Annotated in this window: 10 protein-coding genes; 5 read left to right on the top strand and 5 right to left on the bottom strand. The window is 64.6% G+C overall.

Annotation, left to right across the window (positions count from 1 at the left end):
- The first annotated feature begins 320 nt into the window (after positions 1-320).
- The 4 genes from kaiC to NTV05_15445 are packed head-to-tail and all read left to right on the top strand — an operon-like array spanning position 321 to position 3,544.
- Positions 321-2,078, top strand: coding sequence for a circadian clock protein KaiC (kaiC, locus tag NTV05_15430; GenBank protein ID MCX6545790.1), 1,758 nt, complete (start codon positions 321-323; stop codon positions 2,076-2,078).
- Positions 2,079-2,456, top strand: coding sequence for a circadian clock KaiB family protein (locus NTV05_15435; GenBank protein MCX6545791.1), 378 nt, complete (start codon positions 2,079-2,081; stop codon positions 2,454-2,456).
- 20 nt (positions 2,457-2,476) lie between these two features.
- Positions 2,477-2,791: a circadian clock KaiB family protein gene (locus tag NTV05_15440; protein MCX6545792.1), complete on the top strand. Its 315-nt coding sequence runs from the start codon at positions 2,477-2,479 to the stop codon at positions 2,789-2,791.
- The gene (locus NTV05_15445; GenBank protein MCX6545793.1) at positions 2,792-3,544 is read left to right on the top strand and encodes a Crp/Fnr family transcriptional regulator; all 753 of its coding nucleotides are present in this window, start codon (positions 2,792-2,794) and stop codon (positions 3,542-3,544) included.
- 50 nt (positions 3,545-3,594) lie between these two features.
- On the opposite strand, the gene NTV05_15450 is transcribed toward NTV05_15445, so the two are convergent.
- The 5 genes from NTV05_15450 to NTV05_15470 form a co-directional block, all read right to left on the bottom strand.
- Positions 3,595-5,781 (bottom strand): M28 family peptidase, encoded by a 2,187-nt coding sequence (locus NTV05_15450; protein ID MCX6545794.1) that lies wholly within the window; start codon positions 5,779-5,781, stop codon positions 3,595-3,597.
- 61 nt (positions 5,782-5,842) lie between these two features.
- Entirely contained in the window at positions 5,843-6,637 is a 795-nt protein-coding gene (locus NTV05_15455; protein ID MCX6545795.1) for a CoA-transferase subunit beta, read from the bottom strand.
- Position 6,638: 1 nt separating this feature from the next.
- Positions 6,639-7,487 (bottom strand): CoA transferase subunit A, encoded by an 849-nt coding sequence (locus tag NTV05_15460; protein ID MCX6545796.1) that lies wholly within the window; start codon positions 7,485-7,487, stop codon positions 6,639-6,641.
- Positions 7,488-7,489: 2 nt separating this feature from the next.
- Positions 7,490-9,058: an aldehyde dehydrogenase family protein gene (locus tag NTV05_15465; GenBank protein ID MCX6545797.1), complete on the bottom strand. Its 1,569-nt coding sequence runs from the start codon at positions 9,056-9,058 to the stop codon at positions 7,490-7,492.
- Positions 9,055-10,371 (bottom strand): aminotransferase class III-fold pyridoxal phosphate-dependent enzyme, encoded by a 1,317-nt coding sequence (locus NTV05_15470; GenBank protein ID MCX6545798.1) that lies wholly within the window; start codon positions 10,369-10,371, stop codon positions 9,055-9,057. Before NTV05_15470 ends, NTV05_15465 begins: the two co-directional genes overlap by 4 nt.
- A 67-nt stretch (positions 10,372-10,438) precedes the next feature.
- On the opposite strand from NTV05_15470, the gene NTV05_15475 reads away from it, so the two are divergent.
- Positions 10,439-11,773 (top strand): amino acid permease, encoded by a 1,335-nt coding sequence (locus NTV05_15475; protein ID MCX6545799.1) that lies wholly within the window; start codon positions 10,439-10,441, stop codon positions 11,771-11,773.
- The last annotated feature ends 1 nt before the right edge of the window (position 11,774 follow it).

An 11,774-nucleotide genomic window follows, 5' to 3' on the forward strand; every position in this document is an offset into this window, starting at 1 on the left:
GTTTCAGTAGCCAGGAGGCCGATGCGCGAGAGTATAGCGCGACGCCACCGGCCGCGTGGGAGAGCCCCCTCGGGACGTATCGAACCATCTGTTCAATTTTGAACAGCGTAGACCCACCTGTTACCAGTAACGTCGCTTCTCATGACAGACCGCGCAGAGCTCATGCGACTGAGCCTGCAACTCGAGCGTGACCTGGTGGCTCAAATGCACCTCAGAGTGCTCTTGACCGCCACCGAGACAACCGTCGCCGGTCGCCGGCTGGAATTGCGAAACCTCAAGGCTCGCATGGCGCGCCGATCGCCCGGGCCAGGACAAACTGAATGACACAAAAGACGAAGACAAGGCCACCATCTTCCCTGACGCTCCCGAAGGCCCTCACGGGCATCCAGGGTCTGGACGAAATCACCGGGGGAGGGTTGCCATGCGGACGGCCCACGCTGGTCAGCGGAGGCGCCGGCTCCGGAAAGACGATGTTCGGACTGGAGTTCCTGGTTCGGGGCGCCACGCAATACGGCGAAACCGGCGTGTTCATCTCGTTCGAGGAGACAATCCCGGACCTGGCCAAGAACGCCGCTTCCCTGGGCTTTGATCTGCACGGGCTCGTGGCCGACAAGAAGCTCTTCCTGGACCACGTGCACATTTCGCGAAGCGAGATTGCGGAAACCGGGGAATATGACCTCGACGGTTTGTTTATTCGCATTGCCGATGCCGTCAAGAGGGTCGGGGCTCGGCGAGTCGTCCTGGACACCATTGAAGCGCTGTTCAGCGAGTTGCCGAACCCGGGTATCCTGCGCGCCGAAATCCGCCGCCTGTTCGGCTGGCTCAAGGACCAGGGACTCACCACGGTCATTACCGCCGAGCGGGACCGGCCCGACAAGCTGACCCGGCACGGCATTGAGGAGTTCGTTTCAGATTGCGTGATCGTCCTGGACCATCGTATTCGGGAGGAGATCTCGACCCGGCGCCTGCGCATCGTCAAGTACCGCGGATCGACTCACGGCACGAACGAGTACCCCTTCCTCATTGATGAGCACGGCATTTCGGTCCTGCCGATTTCCTCGCTGGGCCTGGACCATGCGGCGCCCGCCGAACGCATCTCGACGGGTATCGACCGGCTCGACGGCATGATGGGCGGCAAGGGCTTCTATCGGGGCAGCAGCATTCTGATGTCCGGCACCTCCGGCACCGGCAAGACGAGCGTGGCGGCACATTTCGTGGATGCGGCCTGCCGCCGCGGCGAGCGCTGTTTATATTTTGCTTTCGAGGAATCGCCCAAGCAGGTCATTCGCAATATGCGTTCGATCGGCATCGACCTCGAACCCTGGGTCAGCAAAGGGCTCCTGCAATTCCATGCGGCGCGTCCCACCTACGGGGGAATCGAAGAAGTCCTGTTAGTGACCCACAAACAAATCTCCGCCTTCAAGCCCAGCATCGTGGTGGTGGACCCGATTACCAATCTGCTCATGGTCAGCACCCTGAACGAAGTGCGGTCCATGCTCACGCGGCTGGTCGATTTTCTGAAGACGCAGGAGATCACGGCGATATTCGCCAGTTTGACAGCGGCAGGCGGCGACCTGGAAGCGAGCGAGGCGGACGTCTCCTCCCTCATGGACACCTGGCTCCTGCTGAAAGCCGTTGAGGTCGGGGGAGAGCGGAACCGCGCGCTCTACGTGCTGAAATCGCGAGGCATGGAGCATTCCAACCAGATTCGCGAATTCGTGCTCACCAACGACGGCCTCCGCATGCTGGACGTGTACCTCGGGCCCGAGGGCGTGCTGACCGGTTCCGCCCGGATGTCACAGGAAGGGCGCGAGAAAGCCGCAAGCACATTCCGCAGCCAGCAACTGCAGGGCCGCGGGCGCGAACTGGACCGCAAGCGCCAGATCTTCGAAGCCCGCATGACCATGCTCCGGGCGGAGTTTGAAGTGGAAGAAGAGATCATTCAACAGAGCATCGCCGAATCGAAATTACTCGACGCGGAACTGTTGCAGGACCGCGGGCAGATGGTGCGCAGCCGGGAAGCCGACACCTCTGCCTACAAGAAGGTGGGGAGCGCGCCAGCCGCGCGGAAACGCTGAATGGCGACCACCAGGATCAAGACGCGGGCGCGGCCCAGTAAGGCCGCCTTCGAAAGCCTCAAGCCGGCCCCCGTCCATCGAGGGGCGAAGCCACCAGGACCGAAGGCGTGGAAGCTGAGACTCTACGTAGCGGGCCAGACACCCAAGTCGATTTGCGCCTTTGCCAACCTCAACGTGCTGTGTGAAAAGCACTTGAAGGGCCGCTATCAGATAGAAGTGATCGACCTGCTGGAGCATCCGGAGATGGCGCGCGGCAACCAGATCGTCGCCATTCCAACCCTGGAAATCAAGCTTCCGCAGCAAGTGCGAAAGATCATTGGAGACCTGTCCAACACCGATCGTGTGCTGGTGGGTCTGGCTCTGCAGCCGGTTGACTAGCCCGGCTCGGAAATGTCTGTATGAAGAAACTCCCGACGAAGTCCAAGGCCCGCGAGCCCCACTACGTTCTGCGTTTGTATGTCAGCCGATCCACATTGAAGTCAAAGCTGGCGATCGAGAACATGAAGCGGGTCTGTGAGGAGCACTTGAATGGCCGGTATGACCTCGAAGTCATCGACATTCACGAGCATGCGAATCTGGCCAGAAACGAACAGATTGTGGCGGTACCGACGCTCATCAAGCGGCTCCCGCTCCCGCTTCGAAGGCTCGTTGGCGACATGTCGGATCTGAACAAGGTGCTCTTTGGACTTGACCTCAGACAGCAGGGGTCATAGGTGGCAGCAGGCAAGAAGACGTTGGTTCGGCCGATCCGATTGCCCATTGGCGCTCGGGCACGACGTGTGCCCGTCGACGAGCCGGAGGCGACCGTCGTGGTGACGACGAAGAACGCACCAGTCGGATGGGAAGGCCTTCTGACTCAAAGCTCCAGGGGCAAGACCGCGTTGGAATGCGGCGACAACCACACGATCTTCATGCAGGGACAGCCTGCGGATTCCCTGTACTTGCTCCTGCGAGGCAAGGTGAGGCTCGCGGCGACCACACAGGGCGGCAAGGAAGCGATTGTCGCGACGCTCGGTTCCGGTCAGTTCTTCGGGGAAGGATGCCTCGCCGGTCAGCCGTCGCGCGTGGTCACGGCGACTTCCGTGGGAGACTGCACGCTAACCAGGTTTGAGAAGCCGACCCTGGCACGAATGCTCCACGAAGAGCCGGGACTCGCGGAGACTTTTGTCACGCATCTGCTTTCCCGACTCGTCCGGTACGAAGCGGATCTGATCGACCAGATGTTCAACTCCAGCGAGAAGCGCCTGGCTCGGATGCTCCTGCTGCTGTCGCATTTTGGGAAGGACAGCACGACCGAAACGGTCGTGGCCGGCATCAATCAGGAACACCTGGCGCAGATGGTCGGCACGACCCGGTCGCGGATCAACGTGTTCATGAACAGGTTCAGGAAGCTCGGCTTCATCGATTACAGCAGTGAAGCCGGACTGACGGTCCATCGTGGCCTTCTCAGCGTCCTGCAGGACTAGCGGGACGAGCAGGTCATCAGAAAACCGCCGGAACTTTGGCTCCTCTGACGTCACGGGTTTTTCAGATTCACGACAGCGTCGCCGACAAGCGTGGTGTTCCTGGCAAGGGCGTGCACGAGCTTCGCTGTCTCGGCACGGGCGGTCGTCCAATCCTGCTTCTCAACCGCCTCGGTGATGCCGGGCAGTTCGAGATGCGCGTACGTGTAGCGCGCGGCGTAGATCATGTGCTTGAACCACGGGCGGCCGGGGATGCCCTCCGGGGACAGCCAGTTTGCTTCCACATCCAGGATGCGCCTGTTCAGCGCGGCGGCCTTCTTCTGGTCGAGCGGGCCGGCGGCGAGCGCCACGTCAATAGCCTGCTTCAGCTCGCGGCCCGCGGCGGCAAACCCCTCCGCTGCAGCGATCGCGGGACCGAGATCCAGTTCTCCAGCGCGGCACCCAACCGACGTTGCGCCGCCAGCCGTGCCAGACGGAACGCCGGCCCCGCATAGTTCCTTCAAGAACTTCGCGATGTCGCGGCCGTAGAAACCGAAGTCGAGGGGCAGGACGTCGGCGTTGGCCAGCCGCAGCGCGAGCACGCCCCAGAGCTGCGACATCAGCGTGTGATAGCGGTAGCCGGGATCGCCGAAGTGATTGATCCAGAAGTAGTCGTCGTACACCGAGTGATACACGCCATACGGCCCGTCGAACGTCAGGCCGACAACGGGCCGCCCGAGTGCATTCAGGAACACGGTGTGGTCGGAGCCGCTGCCGATTCGCGTGTCCACCAGCGACTCATCGTCTACGGCCGCCTTGCGCTCGCCACCGCCGGTGGCCGCGAATCGCGCGGAGTCCGTCGCAGCCGACTTCTTCCACGCGTCGTACAGCGACGTGCCGGCCGGATCGTCGAGCGTGCGGCTGACCTCGACCAGCAGCGGCGCCAGCGAGCCCACCGCACTGCCCTGGAAGTTCGGGCCCGACGCCGACGAGTCGACGTTGATGTAGGCGACGAGCTTGCGTGCGAGGTCGGCGGCGAACTGCTCGCCCCATTCGGTCGAACCGGTGAGGCCGACTTCCTCGCCGTCCCAGCTGCAGACGACAAGCGTGCGACGCGGCCGTGTCCCGTTCTTCGCCATTTCGCCGAGCGCGCGCGTCAGCTCCAGCATGGACGCGGTGCCGCTCGAGGGATCCACGCCGCCGAACTCCCACGCGTCGCGGTGATTGCCGAGGAGCACCCACTCGTCCGGCACGTCGGTGCCGCGCAGACGCGCCTCGACGACGTAGTTGGGTTTGACGCTGTTGTCCATGTCCACCTTGAGGTGGACCTTCACCCGCCCGCCGCCGAGCCGATAGGTGATCGGCAGGCCCCCCTGCCACTCCTTCGGGGCCTCGGGGCCGTCCATCTGCTCGAGCAGCGGCTTCGCGTCGTGCCACGACATCACGGTCGCCATGATCTTCGGCACCGACTGCGCCTCTTCAGGCTTGATGCGGCGAGCGCCCTCGGTCGAGGCCCATCCAGGCGTCAGCGGATCCCCGGGCACGATGAAGTCGTACGTGATCGCGCCCCGCTGGAGGTGCGTCTCCGGCCCCCAGGGGCCATCGGGAAAGACCGCGCCCTTCGTGAAACCATCTTCGGCCGGATCGGAGTAGATGATGAGCGCGGCCGCACCGCGCCTCTCGGCGGTCAGCGCTTTGAACCCGCGGTAGCTGTACGGATTCGAGTAGCGGACAATCACCACCTTGCCGCGAACGTCGATGCCCTGCTTCTGCAACAGGTCATAGTCCTCAGGATTGCCGCCGCGCGCATACACCAGCGGAGCCGTCACCTCGCCCGACGCCGACATGGCGAGATAGCCTCCGCTGACGCGCGGGTTCTTCGTATCCGGATCGACGTCGTAGGCCGCTTCGCGCAGCCCGGCGGTGTAGCGCACGGGTTCCACCATCTCCAGCGTGATCTGGCGGGGCGAGGAGTTGTAGACGTCGTAGCGGTGAATGGTGACATCCTGCCAGCCCTGACGCTTCCACGCGTCGGCGACATAACGCGCCAGTTCGAAGTTCCGCTCGGACCCGGCCGGGTGTGGCTCGGCGGTGAGATAACGGTGGAACGTGCGCACGCTCTCGGGCGACGGCAGCGACTTGAGCGTCCGCTCGATCTCGGCCTCCCGCGCGGTCGACGCAATGGTGTAGCCGGTGAAACGCTGAGCCGGCGCGGCGCCAGCCACGAAGACACACAGGCACAGCACGGAGACCTTTTTCATAGTGGCCTTTCTCAATTCATCATCGATCGGGTGTCGAGACTCGACGGATGGCGGCTTCCAATCAGATCGGGAGCGCAACAGGTCTGCTGTGCGCCAGGCGCGTACGTTCGTGCAAATCCCTCAGGATCCTCAGCTCATCGTCGGTCGGCGGGGCAACGACGTCCACACGGTCGGCTACCTTCAACGGCCAGCCGGTTGCCTTCACGGCCTGTCCCACGGTCGTGTGCTCGTAGCGCGCCACGAACTGAAGCTCGTCGCTTCCCGCCTCGGGTTTGAGCACCCCAATGTCGGTAATGATGACCTGAGGCCCGTCCCCGCGTGCGCCGGATCGGGCGCGCGAACCATGGCCGCTCAGAAAGCCGGCGCTGCTGCGAAAGTCCAGTGCCGGCACGAACGAGCGCGCAGACTGCTTGAGCACGACGAACACCTGTCTGGCGCTGGTCGCGATCTCTGGAGCGCCGCCGCCTCCGGGCAGCCGGGTCTTGGGCCTGGCATAGTCGCCGATGACGGTGCTGTTGAGATTGCCGAAGCGGTCAATCTGTGCCGCACCCAGAAAGCCCACATCGATCCGACCAGCCTGCAGCCAGTAGGCGAAGATCTCGGGAAGCGGGACGACAGCCGTGGCGGTGTCGGCAAGCTCGCCATCGCCGATGGAAAGCGGCAGCACGTTAGGCCGCGCGCCAACGGTGCCCGATTCGTAAATGAGCACGATGTTCGGCGCCTGCGTGAAGCGCGCGAGATTCGCCGCCGCCGACGGCAAACCGATGCCCACGAAGCACACGCAGCCGTCCCACAACAGCCGCGCCGAGGCCACCGTCATCATCTCGTCCGCGGTGAACGCTCTGGAGTCGGTCATCTCACGCCTCCGCCATTCGGACGGAGCGCAGGAACTCCGCATGATCCTCGGTTCCCCTCACGTGCCGATTGATCCACTCGGTGAACCGCGCCCGATCGCGGGCGATGTCATCCCAGGCCAGATAGAAAGCGTTATCCCGCGAATAGTACCCCTGGGCGTAAGACGGATAGGCACCGCCGGGAACACACGCGACGGCTGTGACCACCCAGTGGGGCAGCACGATCGCGTTCATCGGAGCCTCGAGTTCGTCGACGATCTCTTCGACCGAAACGATGAGCGTCTTCGCGGCGAGCCCAGCCTCCTTCTGCGCGCCGACGATGCCCCGCACGAGCACGTTGCCGTGTCGATCCGCCTTCTGTGCGTGCAGGATCGTGACATCAGGATTGACGGCAGCGACCGTGGCAATCTCTTCTCCGGTGTAAGGGCAGGTGACGCTGCGAATGGCGGGATTGATGGCGGCCAGGTCCGTGCCGATGTACCCGCGCAGCATCCCGAACGGCAGGTGCGAGGCTCCGGCGGTGTAGGCGGCCGCGAGGCCGGCATGAGAGTGCTCGGTGATCTCCAGCGGCGCGGGCCAGCCGTTCTCCACGGCGTCGCGAAGTCTGTGGAGCGATCCGACGCCCGGGTTTCCGCCCCAGGAGAACGTGAGAGCGCGGGCGCAGCCGGCGCCGATCATCTGATCGTAGATGAGGTCCGGCGTCATCCGAATCAGATGGAGATCCTTCCGCCCCTGCCGGATGAGCTCGTGACCGGCGGCGAACGGGATGAGATGCGTGAAGCCTTCCAGCGCGACGCTCTGCCCGTCGTGCACGTGCAAGGCGAGCGCTTCTTTGAGGCCGAGAACGGGCATGGCTACTCCACCACCGTCTGGGATTGTTCCCGCATGTACTGGGGCAGGTAGTAGTAAGAACCGATGGCTTTGCCGGTCGAGCCGGATCCCTTCCAGCCCCCGAATGACTGGTAGCCTGGCCACGCCCCGGTGGTCGCGCCCTGCGGCCGATTCACGTACGTCACGCCGGCTTCGATACGATCGAGGAACGTGGCGACCTCCTCATTGCTGCCGTAGACGCCGGCGGTAAGGCCCAGCGTCGTGTCGTTCGCGCGCCTCAATGCCTCGTCCAGATCCTTCACGCGGTTGACCATGAGGATGGGCTGGAACATCTCTTCCTTGAAGAGGGGATGATCGTGCGGAGCCTCCGCGACGGTGGGCGCCACAAAGAACCCGCGCGCAAGATCGCCCTCCGAAAGACGGACGCCGCCGGTGAGAATGCGTCCTCCGCCGGTCCGGAGTTCGGCGCAATAGCGCTCGAAGTTCTTCGCTGCCCCCGCCGAGATGACAGGCCCCAGCCAGTTCTTCCGCTTCGTGGGATCGCCGACGCACAACGCCTTCGTGTTCTCGACCACGCGTTCGATCAGGGCGTCTGCCACACCCGACTCCACATAGACGCGGGACAGCGCCGAGCACTTCTGGCCGCACATGCCGAAGGCGGAACGGACGATGCCGATTGCCGCTCGATCGAGGTCGCCGTGTCTGGTCACCACGCAGGGGTTCTTTCCGCCCATCTCGGCGATGCACGGGCGCGGCCAGGCGCCGGCACCCATCAGGCGGTAGATCTTCATGCCCACTTCGGCCGAGCCGGTGATGGTGACGCCGGCCAGATCGGCGTGGTGGATGATGGCCTCGCCGACCACGGAACCTGGCCCGCTCAGGTAGTTGAATACGCCCGGCGGGAAGCCCGCGTCGCGAAGACAATCCGCCAGCAGGCGCCCGGTCCATGGCGTATCGGTCGCGCCCTTGAGGACAACGGTGTTGCCGGTGACGAGGGCAGCGGCCACGGGGCCGCCCGCCAGCGCGAGCGGATAGTTGAAGGGCGTGATCACGGCCCAGACGCCGTGAGGCTTCAGCACGCTTCTGTTGTGGGATCGGAAATCAGGCAACGGGTCGTCCGGCATCACGTGATCGAAGCCGTGATGTCGCTCGAATTCATCCGCGTAGCCCCGGAAGAAATCCGCCGTCTCCTGGGTCTCGCCGAGCGACTCCATCCGGTTCTTGCCGACCTCGAGAGAGATGGCGGCGCCAAGCTGATACACGCGTTCCTCGATGAGCGCCGCGGCGCGGCGGACCAGCGCGAGCCGATCGCTTGTCGGCGTGGTCCGCCAGCCATCGAACGCGTGCCTTGCGGCAGACATGGCGCGCTCCACGTCGGCAGCATCGCCGAGCGGGAAATGGCCCAGCAGCAGACGATCGTCGATCGGGCTGTAGTTCGCGTACGTTCTGGCGGCGGCGACATCGCGCCCGTCGATATACAACGCGTGGGTGGCGCCCAGCCGGGCCCGCACCTCCGCGAGAGCCGCCTCGAAGCGCTCGTGCATCTCCTCCGGCGGATTGAACATCGTCGAATAGGTGAGTTTGAACGTCATGACCAGTCCGACTCCGCAATGAGGCGATCCAGAACGGCGAGGGCGTCGCCCAGTTCCGTTTCCGTGATGACGAGCGGCGGTGCGAGCACGATCAGGTTGCCGCGGATTGCGAACGACACACCCGCGGCCCGGCCCCGGCCGACGAGCGACTTGAGCGCCGGGTGAACCTCCGGCCACGGACGCAGCGGTTCCCGCGTGGCTCGATCTTTCACGAGCTCCAGCACTGCAAAGAGGCCGTGACCTCCACGCACGTCGCCGATGACCGCGTGCCTGGTCTGCATCGCCCGAAGCGCCTCGAACATCCACGCCCCGAGGCTCCGGGATCGCTCGATGAGTCCTTCTTCTTCGTACGCCTGGATTGCGGCGACACCGGCCGCACACGAAAGAGGATGGCCGCAGTAGGTGAGACCCGTCTCGAGCATCTGGCGCTCGAGCTTCGCGGCCACCTCCGCCGAGAGCACGACGGCGGCAAGCGGGATGTGCGCGCCGGTCAGTCCTTTCGCGAGCGTCATCAGATCCGGCCGTCCCGCCTCGCCGTACCGCTGCCAGGCGAACCACTCACCGCAGCGGCCGAAGCCGCTCATCACTTCATCGGCGATGAGGTAGACGCCGCGCCGCCGTGTTTCCTCCCGGAGGGCCGGCCAGAACGTATCCGGCGCGACGATGCCATTGGTGCCGGCGTTGGGCTCCATCAGAACGGCGGATGCGCCCTCGTGCTCGTCAATTGTCCGTCCGACCGACGCCGCGGCCCTGGTTCCGCAGTCGGCTTCTGATGTGGAATTGAAAGGACAGCGGTAAGCGTATGGAGGCGGCACGTGGACGACGCCGTACCGCGTCGGGTCCGTTTGAGCCACCGTGCGGCTGTCTCCGCTGAAGGCCATCGCCGCGTAGCTGGCGCCGTGGTAGCCGCGATCCCGGGTGATGATGAGGCCGAGAGGATAGCCGGAGGCCAGTCGAGCGAACTTCACCGCGTGTTCGTTGGCGTCGGCGCCACCGAGTGTAAAGAACACCCGTCCGCCCTCGAATCCTGATTTCTCGAGCAGGCGCTCGGCCAGGCGCGCCCGCGGCTCAGCGCCCCACGCGGCCGACGTATAGCAGAGTGTTGCCGCCTGCGCCTGGATGGCCGCAACGACGCCTGGATGCTGATGCCCGAGATTCATGCACTCGGACAGGCTGCTCATGTCCACCAGGATGCGGCCGTCTTGATCCCAGAAACGCGCGCCGCGTCCGCCGACGATGGTGGGGGCGTCCCAGTCCGCCTGGACGCACCAGCTGTGCAGAACGCTGTGCCGCTCGGCCCTCAACGCGGACATATCCGTGTAAGATCCACCCGGGCCTCATCTCTTGTCAATGTTCGCGTCTGTTCTTCATGGAGATGTGATGGTGGCGAAACCCCCTTCCGTCAGAAAACTGGGCCTCTGGATGTCGATCGCCCTCGTGATGGGCAACATGATCGGCTCCGGCGTCTTCCTGCTGCCAGCCTCGCTTGCCCCCTACGGCTTGAACAGCGTCGTCGCCTGGTTTTTCACCGCCGCCGCTGGCATTGCCCTCGCGGTTGTCTTCTCCCGCTTGAGCCGGGCGTTTCCCAAAGGGGGCGGGCCGTATGCGTACACGCATGCGGCTTTCGGTCCGATGCCGGCGTTTCTTATTGCCTGGGGTTACTGGATCAGCGTGTGGGTGGGAAATGCGGCGATTGCCACGGGGAGCGTCAGCTATCTCGTGCCCTTCATCCCGCGCATTGCGTCGGACCCGCATGTCAGCGCGGCTGTCGTCCTGGTGTTTCTGTGGCTCCTGACAGCGGTGAACTGCATCGGGGTGCGCTCGGCGGGATGGGTGCAGGGCGTGACCACCGTGCTGAAGGTCATTCCGCTGCTGGCCATCTCCGCCGTCGGGCTCTTTGCCGTCAAGCTGAACAGCCTGACGCTGAACGCCGCGGTTCCGTTCTCTGTCAGCGCTGTGACGGCGTCGGCCACGCTGACGCTGTGGGGAATGCTGGGTCTGGAGTCGGCCACCATCCCCGACGGCAAGGTCGAGAACCCGGAGCGCACGATTCCGCGGGCGACCATGATTGGCACCGTGTTCACGGCCCTCGTCTACGTGGTGTCGTGCAGCACCGTCCTGATTCTGCTTCCCACCAGCCAACTCGCGTCCTCCAACGCTCCCTTCGCCGACGTGGCCCGGATGTTCTGGGGTCAGGCCGGTGCCACAGTTATCGCGCTGGCGGCCGCAGTCAGCGGCTTTGGCGCCCTGGCCGGGTGGATTCTGCTGCAGGGCGAAGTGCCGCACGTGATGGCCAAGGACGGTGTCTTCCCGAAGGTCTTTGCCAGGGCCTCGCGCAGGAACACGCCCGTATTTGCGCTCGTCTTCGGCAGCGTGCTCGTCACCATCCTCGTGCTGCTGAACGCCAACGAGACGACGGTGAAGGTGTTCACCTTCATGGTGCTGCTTTCGACAACGGCGTGCCTCGTGATGTATCTGGTCTGCTGCCTGGCGCTCCTTCGCCTCCAGTGGCTGGGCCGTCTTGGAGAGGCCAGGCGCGGCACCGCGGGGTTGGCCGCCGTCGGCCTGTTTGCCGGGCTCTATTCGTTGTGGGCCATTGTCGGCGCCGGCCGCGAAGCCTCGCTGTGGGGCCTGGTGCTGTTCGCCCTGGGCGGACCGGTGTACTGGCTGATGCGCCGACGATCGGGGAGCGCGCAACGGTCGCAACAAGTCTGAA

It is taken from the genome of Acidobacteriota bacterium (assembly GCA_026393755.1).
Classification (GTDB): domain Bacteria; phylum Acidobacteriota; class Vicinamibacteria; order Vicinamibacterales; family JAKQTR01; genus JBAXOX01.